Consider the following 22,175-nt stretch of genomic DNA (forward strand, 5'->3'; position numbering starts at 1 on the left):
CCGATGACGGCTCCGACCGGCCCCGTCCTCGTGCTCGGCACGACCAGCAGCGGGAAGCTGCGGGAGCTGCGCCGGATCATCGAGCCTCTGAGGATCGTCTGCCGGGCCCTGGCCGACGTGCCCGGCGCGGTCGACGTCGATGAAACCGGCACGACGTTCGCCGCCAACGCCGCCCTCAAGGCCGCCGCCCAGGCCCGTGCCTGCCGGGCATGGGTCCTCGCCGAGGACAGCGGTCTGTGCGTCGCCGCCCTCGGCGGCGCCCCCGGGATCCGGTCCGCGCGATTCGCCGGCGAGCCACGCGACGACGCTGCCAACAATCGGCTTCTGCTCGAGCGCCTCGCCGACGCCACGGACCGCACCGCGCACTATGCATGCTACGCAGCGTTGGCGAGCCCGGACGGAGCGATCGTGGCGACCTCCCACGGCGAGTGCCACGGCGTGATCACGGCAGCACCGGGCGGCACCGGAGGGTTCGGCTACGACCCGCTGTTCGTCGTCCCTGAGTACCACCGGACGTTCGGCACGCTGCCGGGAACGGTCAAGGACCTGATCAGTCACCGGGCGCGTGCGATCCGCGCGATCAGCGGCGACCTGCTCAGGCACCTGCGCCCCGCGGCGTCCTGCCTGCCGCCAACCGGGCGGTGATCACGTCGATGACCGTCGGGGTGCCATCCATCCGCCCCCGATACCCCTGCGCCGCGGCCTCGAACGGCTCCAGTCCGGCGACGAATCCGCGGACCACCTCCGGGGAGACCGCCTCGAGGGGGCAGAACGAGCCGGCGGCCATGTCGGCGAGAAAATGGCTGTTGATCAGCTGCTCGGCGTGGGCGCGCTCCGGCAGGAGGAACATCGGCTTGCCGAAGTGGAGCGCCTCGCCGATCAGTTGGTTGCCGGCCGCCGAAATCAGGGCCCGGCATCCCGCCAGGTCGTCGATGAACCGGCGCTCGTCGATCTCGTGGAACGTGAGGTGCCCCCACGACGGACGGGCGCCGAGCCCGTAGACGCGGATCGGGAGACCGGCTTCGTCGAGGGCGTCGAGCACCGAGTCCGGCGTGGTGCGGCGGAGATAGCTCACCACATGGCCGCGATCCTCGGGCGCGACGGCGAGCAGTGCCGGGCGGAGGAGAGGCCCGACCTGGACGACGTGCTCCCACCCCGGCTTGAGCGCTGGACGAAAAAACGCCGAGACCACGGTGTCGTCGGCGTCGGTCGAGTACATCCAGACCGCATGGCTCATGAACCAGGCGTGCCACTGCAGGCCCCAGGGAAGGATCCCGAGGGAGTAGGCGAGGAGGAAGTGCTGGTGGTCCACGCTGACCAGCGGGATGCCCAGCCGCGCACAGGCCCGCGGCAGGGCCGGCTCGAAATCGGTCACCGCCAGATCGGCGCCGAACGACTGCAGTTCCGTCGCCAATCGTTCGACGAGTGGACCGAGGATCCGGGCCTGGTAGTCCAGTCCGACGGTGATCGACCGGGCGATGTCAAGACGCCCGTCCGTGTACTGGAAGACGATCCCGGGGATCTCGCTGACGGAGACGGGCCCGTCTCCCGGGAACCGCCTGGCGAGCATGTCGTGGGCATCGGCGGAGGTGTAGATCCGAATCGTGTGGCCCGACGGCAGGCGCTCGACGAGCGTCGCCACCCGCGTGGCGTGCCCCCGCCCCTCGCCGCACAGGCTGATCGCGATCCGCGCCACGCCAGTCGTCCCGGAAAAACGCGTCGCCGGGGTTTTCGCCCCCGCGCGACCGTGGTCCGTCATTGTGTACGCTGCGGAAAAAACCGTCGCGATGGCCCTGTTCCCGCGCGCGGGAGCCACCGCCATCCGGGGGCGGTCGGCCGCGGAGAAGCGGCGTGTCTGGAGTGACGGTGTCGGTTGCCGTAGACTACCGCGAAAACAGCCCCGTTTGCCCGACTACGGACGGCATGATGCCAACACCCTCGTGGTCATGCCACCGGTCGATGTCGGCCGTCGGTCGTCGAGCGACCGCTGCCGCGGCACTGTCCGCGGCGTGGTTGGCGATCATCTGGTCGTTGGCGGCACCCGGCCTCGGACAGGGCGTCGAACCGGCCCCCGCGGTCGTGTTGACGATCGACGACGAGCCCGTCTCCGCCACGCAACTGAGCGCCGCCGTCAGGCGTGTGCCCGGGGCAAGGTCGCTCACCCCGAGCACCCCCCCGGAGCAGCGTTTGCTCGTCGAGGCCAGGGCGGTCGACAGCCTGGTCAACGAGCGTCTGCTCGCGGCAGCCGCACGACGGGAGGCGATCATCGTCACTCCCCAGGACATCGACGCCCGGATCGAACGGTTGGTCGCGTCGGCCAAGAAGGTCAGCCTCGAGGACTTCCTCCGCACCACCGGAGACGACGGCGACGACCTCCGCCATCGGGTGAACCTCGATCTGACCATCGAGAAGCTGCTCGAGCCACAGTTGGCCGAAGGAGCCCTGCGCGCCGAGTACAACGCCCGACGGCGCGAGTTCGACGGGTCACGGGTCCGGGTCAGCCACGTGGTGCTGCGGCCGGAGATAACGTTGGGAACGGGCGCCGTGGCCGACACGCTCTCACGGGCGGAGTCGATTCGCCGGGAGATCCTCCGTGGCGACGCGACGTTCGCCGACGCCGCGCGAAAGTACTCGTCGGGGCCGAGCCGTCATCGCGGTGGCGACATCGGCTTCATCGGCCGGCTCGATCCGATGACCGACGAGTTCTCCGCCGCAGCGTTCGCGTTGGCGAAGGGGGACGTCTCGAAACCGTTCACGACGCCGTTCGGTATCCATGTCGCGACGGTCACGGAGATCGAGCCGGGAAAGCTGTCTTTCGAGACGGTCCGCGGCCTCGTGCTCCGCCAGGTGAGCGTGACTGCGTTTCGGAATCTCGTCCAGGGACTGCGGTCGAAAGCACGGGTCGTGTATTCCCCCGGTATACCCCATTTTGCCGGCGGACGGCCGGGGGCCGAGGTGGTCGTGCTCGAGGCTGCCGACGTCGTCGAACCCGGGGCAACGACGGAGCCGGTCCGGCCCTGACGCCTTCCGGCCGCGGCTCCATGAGAAGGCGCGGCGGACGATGGGCTGGCACGATCGCCGCTCGCCGCTGGGCGTGTCGATGTCGGTGAGATGCGATTGGCCCGAACCCGCCGGCGTGCTACGGTCTCGCCCCCGGTCGCGCCGCCGCTGGCGGCGAAGACGTAGGTCCTCCACCTCGGCGGTGACGACGTGATGAAATGGCGCAGCTCCGTCCTGATCACCGCGCTGGTGGTGGTCCCGCTGGTCGCGACCTTCTCCCACCTCGTGCCGAGCGCCGTCAGGCGCGCCGCATCGGCGCGGTTGTGGCAGCCGGTACGGGAGGGGATCCTCGCGCTCCTCGATGACGACACCGACGTGGGGAGCGGTGTGCCCACGCCCGTCGCTACCGAACCCACCATGGAAGCCGAGCGACACAGCGAGAGCCTCGCCGCGGTAGCGCCGGTGCCCTTGCCCCCCGCCCCTCTCGACACGCCGGTGGCGGCCAGCGTCACCGACCCGCGGGGCACCGCGACACCGGCGGCGGTGGCAGCGGTGTCGTTCACCTCGTCCCCCGCTCCGGAGTCCGCCGTCGCCCTCACCACCGAGGCCCCGGCTCCACGGCCACCGGCTTCGCCGCAGGTGGTCGCCGACGCGCTGGTGGCATCGACCCGCGGCTCATGGGCACCGCATCGTTCGGATACCCGGCCACCGGTCGCTCCGGACCTCCCCACCGGGTTCCCGGCGACCCGGGCGGCGGCCGAGAGGCACCTCGCCGAGCTCGGTGCGGTCGGATTCGACTTCACACCCGCCGACGCCGCCTGCCCGCGGCATCGTTGTTCCTGCCGGCTCCCCGCCGATCCCAGCGGCCAGTTGCAGCGCGTCTTCCAGGCGGCCGACGAAAACCCGGAAGTGGCGCTGGGGCAACTCCTCACCGAGGTGAAGTCATGGCAGCGGCGATCGCTCGCCACGGCACCCCCAACCGCGCCGGCGGCGCGCGGCGGAACCGTCCGCCGCTGAACAACGGCCCGTCGTGCGGCAGGGCCACAGTGCCGTTGCACCGTTTCGGCGCCCTGCCCACGGGACCCACCATGAGGCTGCGACCGCCCTGCGGACTCGACCGCCGGCGCCCGCCGATCGTCGCCCCTCAGCGGCCGCGACTGCAGCCGCCGCATCTCGTCGAGCCACGGCGCCGCTGGCTCACGGCAAGGCGTCGCTCCGCAGACGGTGAGGGCAGCACCTCACCGGCTCCGCACGCGGCGGGCAGCCCCGCTCTCGGCATGCATCCGCGGACACCCGACGTCGCCCGCCTCGAGGCGGCGTTGTTCGTCGCCCGGGAGCCGCTGACGCTACGCCGCCTCGCCAAGCTCGCCGGCCTCCCCGACGCCTCCCGGGCCAGGGTCCTCCTTCGCGAACTGCAGCACCTCCACGACGCCGAGGGAGTGGCGTTCCGCGTCGAGCGGATCGGAGGAGGATTTCAGCTCCTCACCCGGTCGCCGCTCGGCCCGTGGGTCCGCCGCCTCCTCGCCACCCCCCCGGAAACGCGCGTGTCGACCGCCGCATTGGAGACCCTGGCGATCATCGCCTACCGTCAGCCGGTGACGAGAGCCGAAATCGAGGCGATCCGCGGGGTGGGGAGCGAAGAGATGCTCCGGCAGTTGCTCGACAGGGACCTCGTGGCGGTCGGAGGGCGGACCGACGACCTCGGTCGCCCGCACGTGTACCTCACCACCCGCCGCTTCCTCCAGTGCTTCGGCCTGGGCACCCTCGACGAACTGCCTCCGGTCCCCTGAGCCCGAGCGGCCTGGAAACGGCGGCCTCCGGAGAAGCTCGCGGGTCGTTCCGCCGGGACTCGGCGGCCGTGCCTCTTGCCGTCAATGGACAAAGCCCTTCCTGGCCTTTGTCCACTTTGGCGACCGCGGGAAACGCCGAGGGTTTGCCGGATCGACGTCGGCCGCATCCGGCGGCCGATCACTGTGGCCACGGTCCGCCAGGGCCGTTTGCCGGTCCACTGCGGCGGTCGCATCGGGGAAAACGGCGGTGGATTCCGCCCTGCGACCACCGGGCCCGCAGCGGCCGGAGGCTGCTCCCGTCCCCGCCGGCGGCGGGAAACGAACCGCTGCCCCGACCGCTTGCACTCGATCCCGGCGGGCGACAAACTCTTCCGACCTTCCCCAAGCTCGGGCCGCGCGCTGCAGACCGTCGAAGCGCGAACGGTTTTTGGACGGAAGGTGAATGATCGTGTAGAGAATTGGTCGACAGACTGACCGATCGTCGTCCACCGCTGGTTTCGTCGAGAGATCGTTGCCCACCCCGCCCGCGGCGCGCCGACCGTTGGGGGGAACCGCCGGAGGTCAATGCCGTGACGAGTGTCGAGAGCCTTCGTAGTCAACGCGACGCCAGTGCGGACGTCTTCAGCTGGGAGGAGCTGCCCGAGCTCCTCGCCGCCGAGGAGCTCTGCGAATGTGCTGGCGAAACTGCGCTCGAGGCCCTGTGTGCGGCCGAGGCTCGATTCGGCGCCGTGCCCTCCGCCATCCCGTTGGCGGCCAAGGATGACGACGATTTCGAGGATGAAGAGGAAGAGGATCTCGACGACGAGGAAGATGACGACGACGAGGACGAGGAGGACGAGGATCTCGACGACGACGAGTGGGAAGAAGTCGAAGACGAGGAGGAAGAGGACGAGGAAGAGGACGACGAAGAGGGTGACGAAGAGGACGAGGAGTGGGACGACGACGAGGACGACGATTGGGACGACGACGAGGAAGATGAGGACGAAGAGGAGGAAGAGGACGATGACGACGACTGATCGTTGATCGCATCCGTGGAGACTGCGTTCTCCTCTTCGTTGGTCTCGTTCGTGCAGTCGGCCGAGCTGCCCGTCAGCGTTGGGCGGTGATCCGGAACAGTCGACCGTCGCGCTCGACAGCAAGGTCGATGGTTCGTCCCGCCCCGCGCAGCCCGTTCAGGGCCGCCTGATGACCGGCAGCTGGAACGCCGGCGATCTCCATGAGCCGGTCGTCGGGGCGAATCCCCCCCCTCTCCATCGGTGAGCCGCGGTTCACCGCGACGACCACCGGCACCCTCGGCTCCGCCGGATCGACGCGTGTGGCGATGCCCCAGGGCGGAAACACGCCGCGTGGAGCGGGGGGAAGCGTTGCCGCCGGCGGAACCGGCAACGCCGGGCCACGCCGCGACGATTCGGTCCGGCATTGCCCGCGGAACTCGGGGGGACCGGCCGGCCCGTCGGCAACGTCGAGCACCATCTGCAGGGCGAGGCGGCTGACGCGTGCCAGCCCTTCGGCATCGACCAGGGGCGTATCGTCGTCGGGGCGGTGATACTGCTCATGCAGTCCGGTGTGGAGGAACAGCGACGGGATCCCGGCGACGATGAACGGGTAGTGATCGGAATCGTCGACGAGGCCCCAGTCGAAGACCAACCGGAGACCGGTCGCGGTGTTGGCACGGACGAGGCGCTCGCGGAAGCCGGTTCCGCTACGGCTTCCGTACACCTCGACGCGGCCGTCGCGCAGCCTGCCGATCATGTCGAGGTTCAGCGAGAACACGGGACGCAACCCCGCCAACCGTGCCGGGCGGACGCGGAGGAAATGCGTCGACCCCAGCAACCCCTTCTCCTCGCCGTCCCACCAGGCGATGACGACCGAACGGCGCGGGCGACGTGGCGCTTCGGCGAGGGCCGCCGCGATCATGATCAGCCCGGCGGCCCCGGAGGCGTTGTCGTCGGCACCGTTGTGGATCGCCCCCACGCCGCCGTTGCTCGTCACCGCGCTGCCGTAGCCGACATGGTCGTAGTGGCCGCCGACGACGACCAGTTCGTCGGCCACGGCCGGATCGTCGCCGGGAAGAAGCGCGAGGACGTTGCGCATCGCACCGAAGCGCTGGAAGTGGGTGCCGGCATCCCCCGCCGGGACGAGACCGAGGGGGGTGATCGCATCGACGATATAGGCACCGGCCGCCTGCCCCCCCCGGGTTCCCGCTTCCCGCCCCTCGAAGGCATCGTCGGCCAGGGCGGTCACGTGCCGGGCGACATCGGGGCCGCGGATCGGAGCCGCCCCGGGTCCCTCGTCGGCACGGGTCGTTCCGACGAAAACGAGCATGCTCGCGGCGACAGCCGCTCGGCAGGCGACGAGGGCTGACCAGCGCGGCGTCATGAAATGCCTCGGTGGATTTCCACCGTGCGCAGGGATGATGCGTCGTCCTTGCGGCACGGCCCCGGGCGGACCAGAATACGCGAGCGGTCTCCGGACCGCTGCCGGAGAGGTGGCAGAGCGGTCGAATGCGCGTCTTTGCTAAAGACGTGTCCGGTCAAAAGCTGGACCGCGGGTTCGAATCCCGCCCTCTCCGTTGGTGACCGTGCGCACCCGCACGCAACCGTCGCCGATCTACGTGGTCGGCGACAATGGCGCCAGCGCCGAAGGGGGAATATCGGGCGCGTTCAACGAGACCAGTTACTTCAACGGCGTGGAGGAGTCGGTCGAGTTCATGCTCGGGAAGATCGACCAGTGGGGCGGCCCGGAGTGCTTCAACCACTTCGCCGCCGGATGGGCGGTCGCGGGCAACACGCCGTTCACCTGGACCAAGCAGGTCGCGAGCAACTTCGGCGGCACCCGCAACGGGATGGTCGTGCACTGGCCGAAGGGCTTCAAGGCCCGGGGGGAGGTTCGCAGCCAATTCCACCACATCATCGACATCGCGCCGACCGTCTATGAGGCGGCGGGTGTGCCGGCGCCCAAGGAAGTCAACGGTGTCGGGCAGCGGCCGATCGAGGGCGTCAGCATGGCCTATTCGTTCGACGCCCCGCGGGCCGCGGATCGCCGCACGACACAGTATTTCGAGATGGGCGGCAATCGGGCCGTGTACCACGACGGCTGGCTGGCCGGCACCGTTCACAAGGCGCCGTGGGAGGCCGCTCCCCGCCGCCCGCTCGCCGAGGACGAGTGGGAGCTGTACCACGTCGCCGACGACTTCAGCATGAGCCGGAACCGCGCCGCCGAGAACCCGGCCAAGCTCGCGGAGCTCCAGGCGCTGTTCACGCGGGAAGCCATCGACCATCACGTGCTGCCCATCGACGACCGAACGATCGAACGGTTCGACCCGCGGATCGCCGGGCGCCCCGACCTGATGGGCGGCAGGCCCAGCCTCACCGTTTATCCGGGCATGGTCTCGATGGCGGAAAACGCGTTTCTCAACGTCAAGAACGCGTCGGTCGATCTCACGGCGGAGGTCGACGTGCAGGGCAACAGCGACGGGGTCCTCCTCGCCCAGGGCGGCCGCTTCGGCGGCTGGGCATTCTGGGTCAAGGATGGCCGGCCGATGTACTCCTACAACTACCTCGGCCTGGAGGTGTTCCGGGTGGCGGGCACCGAGGCGATGGCCGCCGGCCGGCACCAGCTCGGAGTGAAGTTCGACTACGAGGGCGGCCAGAAGCGCGGGGCCGGGGGCACGGCGGCGGTCTTCATCGACGGCAAGAAGGTCGGCGAAGGCCGGATCGGGAAGACGCACGCCAACGTCTTCTCGCTCGACGACACCGCCGACACGGGCATGGACACCGGCACTCCCGTCGACGTGGCCTACGGCGAGGGCAGCCGGAACGCCTTTTCCGGGAAGCTCGAGAAGGTCACCGTGCAGGTGCGGTAACCCGCGGATCGCCCGTGAGAGGCGAGGGTGGCCTCGCCCCGTGCCGTCGTTCAGCCATCGGGCGTGTCGAGCAGATCCTGGAGGCGGGCGGCCAGCTCGGTCGGATAGCGGGCCGGCCACGTGGTGTCCACCAGGCCGACGCTGATCATGTCGAGAACGTGAACCTGGTCCTTCCGGCGATACGACGTCAGTTTCATCCGCACGACCGCCTCCAGCGCGAGCACGCGGTACGACCGGAACGACACCGACTCGGCCACGTCCGGCACAGCGGCGACGTACTCCGGCCGGACCTTCTCCCCCGCGAAGATCGCGCGCACGGCGTCGCGGGCTTTCGCATCGGGCCCGTCGAGGAACATCTCGATCCCGGCGGAACGCCGATGGACGAACCCTGCCTTCTCCAGCGCCGCGCGGGCCCGGTCGAGATCCTCGCGCCGGAGCACGATGTCGACATCCTGCGTGAACCGCACGGCCGACTCGTCGACCTGCTCCACCCAGGCCATCACGGCGTTGCCGCCGATCACCGCGTAGGGCACCGCCGCGGCCTCGAGCGCCGCCGTGGACCGCAGCAGCCTGTCCCGGACCTTCTCCACGGCCCGCTCCATCCGCTCGAGCGCCAACAGCCCGTCGTAGTCGCTCATCAAGCAGCCCCGCGCGATGAATGTCGGATCATACCACTTGGGCCGCGGGCCCCGCGGCGGTCGAGCGAGACGGGCAAGACGCGGGGCGGCAGGCATACGCCGACGTGTACGAAACCCGGGCGGCGGGGGAAAGCGGCTCCCACGGTCAGGCCAAGACCGGCGTGATCACGTGGCCGTGGACGTCAGTGAGCCGGCGCTCGATGCCGTTGTGGTAGTAGGTCAGGCGCGTGTGGTCGATGCCGATCAGGTGCAGGATCGTGGCGTGGAGGTCGGGGATCGTCGCCACGTCGGTCACCGCCTTGTAGCCGAACTCGTCGGTCGCCCCGTGATGGTGGGCGCGGCGCACCCCGGCACCGGCCAGCCACACCGTGAACCCGGCCGGGTTGTGATCGCGGCCACTTGCCCCCTTCTGGAACGTCGGCATCCGTCCGAACTCGGTGACGAACACGACCAGCGTCTCGGCGAGCAAGCCACGCTGCTTGAGGTCCGAAAGCAGCCCGGCGAGTGGCTGGTCGAGGATCGGACCGTGGACGGCATATTGCTTGGCGAGCGTCTTGTGACCGTCCCAGTTGCCGACCCCCTCCCCCATCGCGTAGGCCCCGTTGAACAACTGCACGAAACGCACTCCCTGCTCGATCAGCCGGCGGGCGAGGATGCAGTTGCGGGCGAACCGGGCTTTGAGCGGATTGGCGGCGTCGCGGGCGCCGTACGAGTCGAGCGTCGCCACCGTCTCGCCCGACAGGTCGGCGATCCGCGGCGCGGACAACTGCATCTTCGCCGCCAATTCGTAGGCGGCGATCCGGGCGGCGAGCTCGCCGTCGCCGGGATGGCGCCGCAGCTCGTCGTCGTTGAGCCGGGCGATGAGCTCGCGGCTCGCCCGGTCGGCCCCGGGTGAGATTCCCGCCGGCCGGGCGAGGTTGGGGATCGACCGGTCGGCGTTGAACGCGGTTCCCTGGAACACCGCCGGCAAGAACGCCGACTGCCACTGGCGCGGCCCGACCTGCGGCCCGCCGCGCGGGTCTGGGATCGCCACGAACGCCGGCAGGTCGCTGCACTCGCTTCCCAGGGCGTAGCTCACCCAGGCGCCGGCGCTGGGAAAGCCGTCGAGCGTGAATCCGGTCGCCATCTGGTTCTCGGCCGGGCCGTGGGTGTTGCTCCGCGCGGTCATCGAATGGATGAAACACATCTCGTCGGCCAGCGCCCCCAGGCAGGGCAGCAGGTCGCTGGTCATCGTGCCGCTCTCGCCACGGGGACGGAATTCCCACAGCGGCTTGACCAGATTTCCCTGCTCCCCCTGGAACGTGACGAGCTTCTCGCCGCCGGGGGTCGGCAACGGCATGTCGTGGCACCTGACCAACTCCGGCTTGTGATCGAAGGTGTCGACGTGCGACAGGGCCCCCGAGCAGAACACCAGCAGGACGCTGTTCGCCTTGGGGGGAAAGTGCGGTGGCCGTGGGGCGAACGGTGCCGCCGGATCGATCACCGGCCGGATCGGCGGCGCGGCGGTGAGCACGCGCTCACGGGCGAGCAGCGCCGCGAGGGCCACTCCGCCCAGCCCCGTCCCGCCCCACTGGAGGAAGCTACGGCGATCGAGGAGATGGCGGCCGGCGGGGGACAGGGCGTGGCGCATGGCGGGAGAGGGCGGCTAAAGCGACTGCCGTGCCGGGATGAGTTACTGCGAGCCGAGCGTGGAGCGCGGCCCTCTGGATCAGTCGCTGATTCTGTCAGCGGACGGTGATGAACTCGCTGGCGTTGTACAGACTGCGACACAACAGCGCCAGGCCGTGATCCCTCTCGAGCGCGGCTGCGGCCGTGGCTTCCGCCGGCGTCGGGGCCCGCCCGAGCGCCAACTGAAACGCGCGCTCGATCCGGCCACCTGGCTCGGCGCCCGCCTCACGCTCGACTCGGCTCGCGAACCGCTCGGCCTGGTCGAGAAGAAACGCGCCGTTGAGCATGTTGAGCGCCTGCAGCGGCGTCGTGCTCGCCGTCCGTCGTGGCTGCACCTGGCTGGCGTCGGGGCAGTCGAACGCACCGAAAAAGGTATCGATCTCCGCGCGCGGCTTGGATTGGTACACCATCCGGCGGAACTCGTCGGCGCCGAATGCCTCCTTCGTGACGTAGACCTTCACGTAGTTGCCGTTGGGCTCGAATAGGTCGAATCCCGGCCCGCCCATCCGGGTGTCGAGGCTGCCGCTGACGGCGAGGATCGCGTCGCGGATCGCCTCCGCCTCGAGGCGCCGAGGGGGATGGCGCCAGAGGAGCCTGTCGAGCGCGTCGACGGCCAGCGCGTCGGGGCGGGGATCGCTCGCCTGGCGGTAGGTGTGGCTGGTGACGATCAGCCGGTGGACGTGCTTGAGCCGCCACCCCGACGACACCAGCTCGCTCGCCAGCCAGTCGAGGAGCTCCGGATGGCTCGGGATGCCGCCGTTGACACCCAGGTCGCTGGGGGTGTCGACGATCCCGGTGCCGAAGTGGTGGTGCCAGAGGCGATTGACGATGACCCGCGCCGTGAGCGGATTGTCGGACGCGGTGATCCACTCGGCGAGGCGCTGGCGTCGTGCCTGCTCGGGCGCGTCGCTGGCGAGCTCCCACGAGCCGCCCAGCTCCGTCAGGCCACCGGGCAGCACCTCCTCGCGCGGCGCCATCGGGTCGCCGCGGAACAACCGGTGGGTGGGCCCGGGCTCGACGAACGTGCCGACGTAGCCGCGGGGCCCGGTGGACAGTTGCTCCAGTTCGGTCCGGCTCGCGGCGAGGCGGGCGGCGAGTGATTCTCCCTCGGAACGCTCGTCCGGTGGCAGGAGCGCGAACTCGGCCGACGGTGCGGCGGCCGGGCCGTGGGGCATGCGGCCGGCGTCGCTGGCGACCATCCGCCACGTCGCTCCATCGTCGGACACCGCGATCTCGTAGCGGATCGCGAGGCGGTCGGAAAACCGGGGCTGCGCGCTGCGGTCGCGGCTCCACACCACGCGCTCGATCGGCACCGGCGCCGCCAGTTCGATCTGCACCCAGCCGCCGCCGGGCTCGGCGGAGATCCACGACCGTTCGTTGCCATAGCGCCCGTCGTTGACGTGGCCGAGCTTGTGGATGTCGTACCCGGCGAGGGTGCTCGACGCCGTCGGCCGGCCGGCCCGGGCGACGTTGGTGCCGTCGGTCGCGAACACCTCCAACTCGTCGAGGCAGGGCTCGGAATTGCCCGTCGTAACGCGGACCGTGAACCGCACCCACCGCGCCATGACAGCGGGAAACAGCTCGACATTGTCCCGCGGGCCGACCGGCGGACGGAGGCCGGCGGCGCGCCCCGCCGCCGCCGCCGCGGCGCGGTACTCCGCCAGCCGTGCCGCCTGGGCGGCGACCTGCGGCTCGAGGGCCGCGATCCGCTGCTCCCGCTCGGCGTCGGCGGCCGCGTCGCGGAGCGGCCGCTCGCCATGCTGGACGCCGGCGAACACCGCTTTGATGCGGTGGTAGTCGACCTGCGAGACCGGGTCGTACTTGTGGTCGTGGCAGCGTGCGCATCCCACCGTCAAACCGAGGAACGCCGACGCCGTCGTTCCCACGATGTCGTGGAGCTCGTCGGCACGCTGCGTCGCGGTGAGCACCGGGTCGGGCGACTTCACCTGGTCCCACGGTCCGCCGACGAGAAACCCCGTCGCGGCGTCGGCTCCCCAGACGTCGCCGGCGATCTGCGCGCGGACGAACCGGTCGTACGGCATGTCGTCGTTGAGCGCGGCGATCACCCAGTCGCGGTAGGGCCACGCGTTGGGCCGGGCGGTATTGGTCTCGAACCCGTGGCTCTCGGCGAACCGGACGACGTCGAGCCAATGCCGCGCCCAGCGTTCACCGTGCCGGGGCGAGTCGAGCAACCTCTCGACCAGCGCGCGGTAGGCGGCATCGGCGCCTCCGTCGCTCCCGCACGCCGCGACGAAGGCCTCGATCTCCTCGGGCGATGGCGGCAGGCCGACGAGATCGAAAAACACCCGGCGGACGAGTGTCCGCGGGTCGGCTTCGGGCGAGGGCGTCAATCGCGCCGCAGCCAGCGGGACCGCCACGAAGGCGTCGATCGGATTGTCCGACGGGCCGGCGACCGACGGCACCGCGGGGCGCACGACCGGCTGAATCGCCCAGTGCCCTCGCGCCCGCTCCAGCCGACGATCGCCGTCCAAGCGCGGCAGCAGTTCGGCGGGAAGCGTGCGCAGGTCGTCCGGCCACGGGGCACCGGCGGCGATCCACTCCTCGACCAGCCGCACCTCGTCGGCCGAAAGCGGCTCCCCGTCGGCCGGCATCAGTGCTTCCCGGTCGGTCGACGTGATCCGGCCAAAGAGCGCGCTTGTGGCCGGACTTCCCGGCACGATGCCGGGGTCCCCCGAATCGCCCCCCGCGATCGTGCGCTCGCGGACATCGACGCGGTACCCGCTTTCCGCCTTGGCTGGTCCGTGGCACGCGCCGCACCGCGCTGCCAGGAGTGGTGCCACCCGATCCCGAAATAGCGCCGCTCCGTCGGCGGCTGCCTGGCCCGCCGAAGTGGCCGCGAGCATGGCGGCGACGGCGACGACGGTGGCTCGATGCATCACGGAAACCCCGATCGGCCGGGCCGGCAGGCCGTGCCGACCGCCCGTTGCACGGGGCTGCCGCGCCCCGTGGACGGCACTCCATCATACCTCCGTCGCGGTCGCCACCCGACGCCGTCACGAGCGCCCCATGGCCCCCGGGCCACGACCGCGGCCGTCTCCGCTGGCCGGCGGCGTGCATGGACAGCGTCTGGCGGATCGCCGAGAATCGCCGGCCCTGCCGCGTCCACCATCGCGAGAGCACCCCATGACCACCTGGCCCGTCCACGGCCACATCGACGGCCCGATCGTGATGATCGGCTTCGGGTCGATCGGACGGGGCACGCTGCCGCTCATCGAACGGCATTTCACGTTCGACCGGTCGCGGCTGGTGGTCATCGACCCCGACGACCGCGATCGGGCGATCCTCGACCGCCACGGGGTGCGCTTCATCCATCAGGCCGTGACCCGCGACCGCTACCGGCATCTGCTCGAGCCGCTGCTCGGCGGTGGGGGCCAGGCGTTTTGCGTCAATCTGTCGGTCGACACCTCGTCGCTCGACATTCTCCGCCTCTGCCGTGAGCTCGGGGCCCTGTACATCGACACCGTCGTCGAACCCTGGCCCGGGTTCTACTTCGACCGCTCGGCCGACCCCGAATCGCGCACCAACAACGCCCTCCGCGCCACCGTCCGCGCCGAGAAGGAGCGTTCCCCGGGGGGTCCGACCGCGGTGTCCTGCTGCGGAGCCAATCCGGGGATGGTGTCGTGGTTCGTCAAGCAGGCGCTGGTCGACCTCGCCGCCGAAGTCGGCCACCGTGCCGCGACGCCGGGGCCGGACGACCGCGCCGCCTGGGCCCGGCTGATGCGCGACCTCGGCGTGAAGGGGATCCACATCGCCGAACGCGACACCCAGCGCTCGCGCCATCCCAAGCCGCCAGACGTGTTCGTCAACACCTGGAGCGTCGAGGGCTTCCTCTCCGAGGGCATGCAGCCGGCCGAGCTCGGCTGGGGGACCCACGAGAAGTGGCTGCCCCCCGACGGCCGCCTCGAGACGATCGGCACCCGGGCCGGCGCCTACCTGCTTCGCCCCGGGGCCAACACGCGCGTGCGCACCTGGTGCCCGTCGCTCGGACCGCAGTACGGGTTTCTCGTGACCCACAACGAGTCGCTGTCGATCGCCGACTTCTTCACGCTCCGCGACGGCGACCGCGTCGTGTACCGCCCCACCTGCCACTACGCCTACCATCCCGCCGATGCCGCCGTGCTCTCGCTCCACGAGCTGTTCGGCCGTGGCGGCAAGCGCCAGAGCGAAATCCACATCCTCGACGAGCACGAGATCGTCGACGGCATCGACGAGCTCGGCGTGCTGCTCTACGGCCATGCCAAGAACGCTTACTGGTACGGATCGCAGCTGTCGATCGACGAGACCCGCGATCTCGCCCCCTACCAAAACGCCACCGGCCTCCAGGTCACGTCGGCGGTGCTGGCGGGGATGGTGTGGGCGCTGGAGAACCCCCGCGCCGGGATCGTCGAGGCCGACGAGATGGACTTCCGCCGCTGCCTCGACATCCAGCGACCCTACCTCGGTCCGGTCACCGGTCATTACACCGACTGGACCCCGCTGACCGACCGCCCGGGGCTGTTCCCCGAAGACATCGACCCGAGCGATCCGTGGCAGTTTCGCAACGTCCTCGTGCACTGACGCACCGGCGCCGGTGACCTCCCCTCCGGTGCGGCATGGACGTGGCAGACCCCGAGCCGTCCCCCGGCCTGCTCCTCTTCCGGCGCGACTATCATGGCCCCTCCGGCGGGCATCTCAAGGTCTGGCACTACTACCTCCACGCCCGGGAGTCGCGGCGGTTCACGCCGCGGTTGTTCGTCACGCCGGCAAGCCTCGTCGACGACGTCTGCCCGTGGCGCGGCGTCACGACGCTCGCCGACTGGCGCCCCGGGGAGGCGGCGGCGTTGTTCGTCGCCGGGCTCGACTGGGAAGCGGTTCCCGACGATCCCGGCCGGCCGGTGATCAACCTCGTGCAGGGCGTGCGCCATGCCGACCCGGCCGATCCCCGCTACCGGTATCTGGCCCGCCCGGCGGTACGGATCTGCGTCAGTGCCGAGGTGGCCAGGGCGATCACCGCGACGGGGATCGTCAACGGCCCCGCCCACGTGATTCCCGCGGCCCTCGATCCGGCAGATCTCCCGCCGCCGGCGACGGCGCGCGACATTCCGGTGCTCGTCGCCGGAGCCAAGCAACCGGCGCTGGCGCGCGACGTCGCGGCCCGGCTCCGCGACCGGGGGCTCGCGGTCACCTGCCTGACGACGGCGCTGCCGCGCCGGGCGTTTCTCGACCACCTCGCCCGGGCCGAAGTCGCGGTCCTCCTCCCGCTCGAGGCCGAGGGTTTCTTCCTCCCGGCACTCGAGGCGCTGGCGCTGGGGGCGCTGGTCGTCTGCCCCGATTGCATCGGTAACCGCGCCATCTGCCGCGACCGGGTGACGGCACTGGTACCGGCATTCGACGCCGGCGCGATCGCCGAGGCGGCGCGGGAGGCGCTCGCCCTCCCCGCCGCGACCCGCCGGGCGCTGCGGACGGCGGCGGCGTCCGTTGTGGCCCGCCACGGCCCCGACGAGGAGCGCCGGGCGTTTCTCGCGATCCTCGACTCCCTGCCGCCGACCGGAGGCCGACCGTGACCGCCAGCCCCGCTCCCGCGGATCGCAACCCCGGCGCCGTCACGGCGGTGCCACAGCGCCGGGCGCTGTACCGCGAGCTGTCACGTCTCTATCCCGATGCGGCCAGCGTGCTGGCGGAGATCGCCACGCTGCAGGCGACGCTCACGCTCCCCAAGTCGCCGGTCCACGTGATCAGCGACGTCCATGGCGAGCACAAGAAGCTCAAGCACGTCGTCAACAACGCCTCGGGCAGCCTGCGGGTTCTCGTCGAGCGGACGTTCGGCGACCGGCTCGATCCCGCCGAACGCGACCGGCTGCTGAGCCTGATCTACTATCCCCGCGAGACGGTCACGGCGCTCGAGCGCCAGCCCGGCGGCATGCCCTCCGGCCTCCTCCCGACGACGATCCTCCGCGGCTTCACGCTCCTCCGCTTCCTCGCGCGGGAGCGGACCCGCGAGGCGGTCGAGCGCGTCGTGCCGCCGCACGCCCGCGGGCTGTTCGCCGAGGTGCTCGCGGCGGCGTCTGCCGACCGGGGCGGGGAGCAGCACGAGGCGATCGTCGGCGAGTACGTGGCCCGGGGCGCGGGGCTGGAACTGTTACGGATGACGGCGCGGCTGATCCGCAATCTGCTCGTCGGCGAGCTGATCGTCGCTGGCGATCTCGGCGACCGCGGCCCACGGATCGACCGCGTCATCGACCTCCTCGAGCACCAGCCCCACGTGACGATCACCTGGGGCAACCACGACGCCTCGTGGATGGCAGCCTGCCTCGGCCACGAGGCGTCGATCGCCACGATCCTGCGGATCTCGCTGCGCTACCGGCGGCTGAGCCAGCTCGAGGAGGGCTACGGTATCACCCTCCAGCCGCTCGAGCGGTTGGTGCGCGTCTGCTACGGCGACGATCCCGCCGAGCGCTTCGCCTGCAAGGGGGAGGGCCTCCGCGATCCGCTCCTCATGGCCCGGATGCAGAAGGCCGCCGCGATCCTCCAGTTCAAGCTCGAGGGCCAGCTCGTCGGCCGCCATCCCGAGTGGGGACTCAGCCACCGCGCCCTGCTGACGGCGGTCGACCCGCACCGCGGCACCGTGGCGCTCGACGGCCGCGACCAACCGCTCCTCGACACCCACTTTCCCACGGTCGACTGGGACGATCCCCAGCGCCTGTCGGCCGACGAGGCGGCGTGCGTCGCCCGGCTCCGGGAGTCGTTCCTCGCCAGCCCGACGTTGTGGCGGCAGATGCGCTTCGTCGCCGACCGCGGCCACGCCGTCCTCCGCCGCGACCAGGTGCTGATCTTCCACGGATGCGTCCCCGTCGACGACCGGGGGGAGTGGATCGGCCTGGTCGTCGACGGCGTGGAGCGCCGGGGCCGCGACCTGTTCGACGCACTCGAGCGCGTCGTCCACCGCGCCTTCCGCGGGGCGGCCGGCGACGACCTCGACACGCTGTGGTATCTGTGGGGCGGGCCGCTGTCGCCGTGGTTCGGCAAGGATCGGATGGCGACGTTCGAGTCGTTTTTCGTCGCCGATCCGGCGACGCACGTGGAGACGAAGAACCCCTACTTCCGCCTCATCAACGAGCGCTGGTTCTGCCGCAAGGTGCTCGCCGAGTTCGGCGTTTTTTCCCCGACCGCCCTGATCGTCAACGGCCACGTCCCGGTCAAGGTCGAGAAGGGAGAGTCGCCGCTCAAGGCGAGTGGCGACGCGGTGACGATCGACGGCGCCTTCTCCGAGGCCTACGGCGACCGCGGCTACACGCTGATCCTCGAGGCGACTCGGACGGCCCTGGCGCTCCACCACCACTTCGAGTCGGTCGACGCGGCGATCGCGTCGGGCGCCGACATCGTGCCCACGATCACCGACCTGCGCGTCGAGGACGTGCCGCGCCGGATCGGCGACACCGAGGAGGGGGACGAGATCCGCGAGCGGATCGCCGTCCTCGGGGAGCTGATCGCCGCGTACCGCGCCCGGATCGTCGACGAGCGCGAGTGACCGCGCGCGGGCCGCCCTCAGCGGCCGTGACGGTCGCGGCGGGCGCGACAACAGTGATGCGATGCCCGGCCATGCGCCTGGTATGCTCGTGCGGTCGGACGCATCCCGGGAGTCACACGATGTCCACCGCCGCCGGCTACATTACCGACGTCAGCTACGTGCCGGGGTTCTATCCCCACCTGGCGCCGGTCGTCCTCCGCTACGTCGCGGCGCTCAACCGCTTCACCCCGCCGCCGGCAACCGGCTTTCGCTACCTCGAACTGGGCTGCGGACTGGGGCGGACGCTGACGACGCTGGCCGCCGCCGAACCGCGTGGTGAATTCGTCGGCGTCGACGTCAATCCGCAGCACACCGCCGTCGCCGAGCGCGACATCGCCGCCGGGGGGCTGACCAACGCCCGCGTGTTGACGGCCGACTTCGGCGCGCTGCCGGCCGCCCTCGGCAGCTTCTCGTTCATCACCCTCCACGGTGTCTACAGCTGGGTGTCAGACGATGTCCGCGCTCACATCCACGCGATCCTCGAGCGCCACCTGGCGCCGGGAGGGCTGGTGCTCGTCAGCTACAACGCCATGCCCGGCTGGGCCCACCTCCAGCCGATCCGTGGCATCCTCCGCCAGTATGCGGCGCTGCGCCAGGGGGACAGCCTCCAGCGGATCCGCGACGCGATCAACTATCTGGTGTTCATCCGCGACAAGCAGGCGCGCTATTTCGTCGATAACCCGCGAGCCGCTGCCTATGTCGACTCGATCCGCACCCTCGACGCCCGGTATCTCGCCCACGAGTACCTCAACGACCACTGGACGAGTTTCTATTTCGCCGACGTCGCGGGGATGATGCGGCGTTCGGGGCTCGACTACGTCGGTAGCCTGCCGGTCCACACCAATTTCTGGGACCTGTGCGTGCTGCCGGAGTTCCAGGAATTGTTCCGCACCTCGTCCGACCGGCTCGTCGCCGAGGCCCACAAGGACTTCTGTGCCAACACCGCCTTCCGGTTCGACGTCTACGGCCGACGCCCGGCCCCGCTTCCCACCGTCGAGGACCGTCTCGCTGCCGCCGACGACCTGTGCTACGGCCTCGCCAAGTCCGACGTCACGCTTCCCCACGTCGGCAACCTCGGGATCGTCACCTCGACCACACAAGGGCCGCTGTACGACTCGCTGGTCGCCTTCCTCCGTAGCGGAAGCCGGCGGCTGTCGGAGATTGTCGCTGCCGATCCGTTCGTGACCATCGACCGGGCGACCGTCGCCCGGGCCGTCGATGTCGGCGTGGCGACGGGGTTGCTGGAGGTGACCAACCATCCCCTCCCCTCAACGGTCACCGTGCCGGACGGGGGTCTCCGTGTCGTCCACCCGTTCAACCGCACGATGCTCGCCTCGGATATCCTCTCGGGTCGACCCGTGGCGTTGGCCAGCGAGCGTACCGGGAGCGGCACCGTGCTCGGGGATCTCGACGCGGCGATCATCCACGAACTGGTCTCTGCGGACCGCGCCGGGGTCGCTGAGCGCGTCGACACCAGGCTCACGGCGGTCGGTCGCGGTATCGAGCGCGACAAACAGCCGGTGACCGATGCTGCCGAGCGGCGGGCGATCCTCGCCGACGCGGTGACGGCCGTCGAGGAGCGCGTCGTGCCGCTGCTGGTGCGCGGCGGCATCCTTGCGGCGCGGTAGGCCCGCTGCTCCGGCTCCGTCCATGTCCGTCGGGGAAACCCTTCATGCACGCTACTCCTGATCCCGCGCGATCCTGTTTCGACCTCATGCCGCTGTCGCGTCGGGCACTGGGGCGGGCGCTCGTCCCGACGGCACTTGCGGGTCTGGCCGGGGTTGCCCGTGCGGCGGTGGAGCGCCGCGGAATCCCGCTGGGGTTCGACAACTTCGCCGTCCGCGGCCTGGGATGGAACGCCCGCAAGCTGGTCGACCACGCCGAAGCGCTCCGCTGCGACGCGCTGTTCATCACCGATTTCGGCCCGCTCGAGGGACGCTTCGACGACGGCTCGCTCGGCGACCTGCGCACCTACGCTGCCGACCGGGGCGTCTCGCTGGAATTGGGAAGCTGGAGCATCTGCCCGACGTCGACCACGTTCAAGGCCGACTGGGGAAGCGCCGAGGAGCACTTGGCGCTCGGGATCCGGATGGCCCGGGCGCTCGGTTCGCCCGCCTTCCGCGTGATCCTCGGCAACGGCGCCGACCGGCTCACCCCTGGCGGCATCGAGGCCCGGATCGCCGACACGGTCGCGGTGCTCCGCTCGCAGCGCTCACGGGCGATCGATGCCGGCGTGCGGATCGCCGTCGAGAACCATGCCGGCGACATGCAGTCGCGCGAGCTGAAGGCACTCGTCGAGGAAGCCGGACCGGATTTCGTCGGCGTCAACTTCGACTCCGGCAACGCCTGCTGGACGCTCGAAGACCCCGTGCGCGCCCTGGAGACCCTCGCTCCCCACGTGGTGACGACGAGCCTGCGCGACACGATGCTCTGGACCGACGACGACGGAGTCGTCGCCCAGTGGACCGCGATGGGGGAGGGGTGCGTCGACCTGCCGGCATTCTTCGACCTGTTCGCGACCGCCTGCCGCGGGGTGCGCGTGCAGATCGAGACGATCTCCGGGTTTCCCCGCCGGCTGCCGCTCTACACGGCAGACTTCTGGCGGGCCTACCCCGCGGCGCGGGCCGCCGACCTGGCGGCGTTCCTCGCGCTGGCCCGCCGCGGCCGGCCGCTCGAACCGTTCAAGCCGCCCGAGGGGGAGGCCCGGCGGCCGGCTGAGCAGGACTACCAGCTCGCCGAGCTCGCCCGGAGCATCGCCCACTGCCGCGACGTGCTCGGCCTGGGGGTCCGGACGGCGTGAGCGCGCGACTTCGGTGTTTCGTGGTTGCGCTGCTCCTGCTCGCACTCCTGCCGCGCGCCGGGGGCGACGAACCGCTGCGGATCGCCCTGGCAGACGAGACGGAGTGGGGAGGGGCGGTGCCCGAGGACGTCCGCCGCGTCCTCGGCTCCGCGGCGCGGGCCCTGCTCGATCATGTCCCCGAGTCCGGCCTGCCCCCGCTCGAGGTCCGCGCCAGCGGCGGACCGATCGTCCTCCACGAGCGTGGCGACGGGGGCCTGGTGCGGATCCGTCTCAACACCGGCGGCAACCTCTGGTCGCAGTACGCCTACCAGTTTGCCCACGAACTGTGCCACGTCGTCTGCCGCTACGACCGCGACCCGACGGGCAACCAGTGGTTCGAGGAGTCGCTGTGCGAGCTGGCGAGCCTGTTCGTCCTCAGGCGCATGGCCGAGCGCTGGGCCACCGAGCCCCCCTATCCCAACTGGCGCGACTACGCCCCGCACCTCGCCGCCTACGCCACCGCCCGGATCGACGGAGCACGGCTCCCCGAGGGAACGACGCTGGCCGACTGGTACCGTGCCAACCGCTCCGCGCTCGCCACCGTGGCGACCGACCGCCAGCGCAACACCGTCGTCGCCGCGGCCCTGCTGCCGCTGTTCGAGGCGGAGCCGGCCCACTGGGCGGCCGTGCCGTACCTCAACGAGGCGATGCCCACCGCCCCGCAGCCGTTCCGCGAATACCTCGCCGACTGGCGGCGCCGGGTTCCCCCGGAGCGGCGCGCGACGGTGGCGGCGATCGCGGCCGCGTTCGGGCAGACTGTCCCGGAGTGAGCGCCTGCCACTCCCCTACTCCCCTACTCCCCTACTCC

At 70.9% G+C, this 22,175-nt stretch carries 15 protein-coding genes, 1 tRNA gene and 1 pseudogene; 11 read left to right on the forward strand and 6 right to left on the reverse strand.

The genetic code is table 11. The features are described 5' to 3' along the window. Positions 1 to 3 precede the first annotated feature (3 nt). Positions 4 to 645, forward strand: coding sequence for a non-canonical purine NTP pyrophosphatase (locus tag FJ309_03855; GenBank protein ID MBM3953744.1), 642 nt, complete (start codon positions 4 to 6; stop codon positions 643 to 645). On the opposite strand, the gene FJ309_03860 is transcribed toward FJ309_03855, so the two are convergent. Beyond that, positions 596 to 1,822 carry a teichoic acid biosynthesis protein gene (locus tag FJ309_03860; GenBank protein MBM3953745.1) on the reverse strand — a complete coding sequence of 409 codons (1,227 nt, stop codon included), beginning with the start codon at positions 1,820 to 1,822 and terminating at the stop codon, positions 596 to 598. The two genes, FJ309_03855 and FJ309_03860, sit on opposite strands and share 50 nt — an antisense overlap. A gap of 101 nt (positions 1,823 to 1,923) precedes the next feature. Between FJ309_03860 and FJ309_03865 the strand changes: the two genes are divergently transcribed. Beyond that, positions 1,924 to 3,021: a hypothetical protein gene (locus FJ309_03865; GenBank protein MBM3953746.1), complete on the forward strand. Its 1,098-nt coding sequence runs from the start codon at positions 1,924 to 1,926 to the stop codon at positions 3,019 to 3,021. A 656-nt stretch (positions 3,022 to 3,677) separates the two neighbouring features. Beyond that, positions 3,678 to 4,790, forward strand: a complete 1,113-nt coding sequence (scpB, locus tag FJ309_03870) for an SMC-Scp complex subunit ScpB (protein ID MBM3953747.1) — start codon at positions 3,678 to 3,680, stop codon at positions 4,788 to 4,790. Positions 4,791 to 5,499: 709 nt separating this feature from the next. Here scpB and FJ309_03875 read toward each other — a convergent pair. Together FJ309_03875 and FJ309_03880 are read right to left on the reverse strand one after the other, a co-directional pair. Continuing rightward, positions 5,500 to 5,835 (reverse strand): annotated as a pseudogene (locus tag FJ309_03875) (hypothetical protein). Positions 5,836 to 5,879: 44 nt separating this feature from the next. Beyond that, positions 5,880 to 7,169 carry a M28 family peptidase gene (locus FJ309_03880; GenBank protein MBM3953748.1) on the reverse strand — a complete coding sequence of 430 codons (1,290 nt, stop codon included), beginning with the start codon at positions 7,167 to 7,169 and terminating at the stop codon, positions 5,880 to 5,882. A gap of 103 nt (positions 7,170 to 7,272) precedes the next feature. On the opposite strand from FJ309_03880, the gene FJ309_03885 reads away from it, so the two are divergent. Further along, a tRNA-Ser gene (locus tag FJ309_03885) sits at positions 7,273 to 7,362 on the forward strand. Further along, positions 7,348 to 8,655: a hypothetical protein gene (locus tag FJ309_03890; protein MBM3953749.1), complete on the forward strand. Its 1,308-nt coding sequence runs from the start codon at positions 7,348 to 7,350 to the stop codon at positions 8,653 to 8,655. Before FJ309_03885 ends, FJ309_03890 begins: the two co-directional genes overlap by 15 nt. 50 nt (positions 8,656 to 8,705) lie before the next feature. On the opposite strand, the gene FJ309_03895 is transcribed toward FJ309_03890, so the two are convergent. The 3 genes from FJ309_03895 to FJ309_03905 form a co-directional block, all read right to left on the reverse strand. Continuing rightward, complete coding sequence (locus FJ309_03895; GenBank protein MBM3953750.1) at positions 8,706 to 9,293, reverse strand: nucleotidyltransferase family protein; 588 nt, start codon at positions 9,291 to 9,293, stop codon at positions 8,706 to 8,708. Positions 9,294 to 9,438: 145 nt separating this feature from the next. Beyond that, positions 9,439 to 10,923, reverse strand: coding sequence for a DUF1501 domain-containing protein (locus tag FJ309_03900; protein MBM3953751.1), 1,485 nt, complete (start codon positions 10,921 to 10,923; stop codon positions 9,439 to 9,441). A 94-nt stretch (positions 10,924 to 11,017) separates the two neighbouring features. Beyond that, complete coding sequence (locus FJ309_03905; GenBank protein ID MBM3953752.1) at positions 11,018 to 13,858, reverse strand: DUF1553 domain-containing protein; 2,841 nt, start codon at positions 13,856 to 13,858, stop codon at positions 11,018 to 11,020. A gap of 247 nt (positions 13,859 to 14,105) precedes the next feature. On the opposite strand from FJ309_03905, the gene FJ309_03910 reads away from it, so the two are divergent. From FJ309_03910 to FJ309_03935, 6 genes are read left to right on the forward strand one after another with little or no spacing between them, the layout of a single operon-like run. Beyond that, positions 14,106 to 15,539, forward strand: a complete 1,434-nt coding sequence (locus FJ309_03910; protein ID MBM3953753.1) for a homospermidine synthase — start codon at positions 14,106 to 14,108, stop codon at positions 15,537 to 15,539. Positions 15,540 to 15,574: 35 nt separating this feature from the next. Beyond that, a complete protein-coding gene (locus FJ309_03915; GenBank protein MBM3953754.1) occupies positions 15,575 to 16,525 on the forward strand; it encodes a glycosyltransferase in 951 nt (316 codons plus the stop codon). A gap of 47 nt (positions 16,526 to 16,572) precedes the next feature. Beyond that, entirely contained in the window at positions 16,573 to 18,489 is a 1,917-nt protein-coding gene (locus FJ309_03920) for a fructose-1,6-bisphosphatase (GenBank protein MBM3953755.1), read from the forward strand. 56 nt (positions 18,490 to 18,545) lie between these two features. Further along, on the forward strand, positions 18,546 to 20,156 hold the full coding sequence (locus FJ309_03925; GenBank protein ID MBM3953756.1) for a methyltransferase domain-containing protein: 1,611 nt from the start codon (positions 18,546 to 18,548) through the stop codon (positions 20,154 to 20,156). A gap of 44 nt (positions 20,157 to 20,200) precedes the next feature. Further along, entirely contained in the window at positions 20,201 to 21,328 is a 1,128-nt protein-coding gene (locus tag FJ309_03930) for a sugar phosphate isomerase/epimerase (GenBank protein ID MBM3953757.1), read from the forward strand. A 20-nt stretch (positions 21,329 to 21,348) separates the two neighbouring features. Further along, positions 21,349 to 22,137 (forward strand): hypothetical protein, encoded by a 789-nt coding sequence (locus FJ309_03935; protein MBM3953758.1) that lies wholly within the window; start codon positions 21,349 to 21,351, stop codon positions 22,135 to 22,137. The last annotated feature ends 38 nt before the right edge of the window (positions 22,138 to 22,175 follow it).

Source organism: Planctomycetota bacterium, assembly GCA_016872555.1.
In the GTDB taxonomy this organism is placed as follows: Bacteria; Planctomycetota; Planctomycetia; order Pirellulales; family UBA1268; genus F1-20-MAGs016.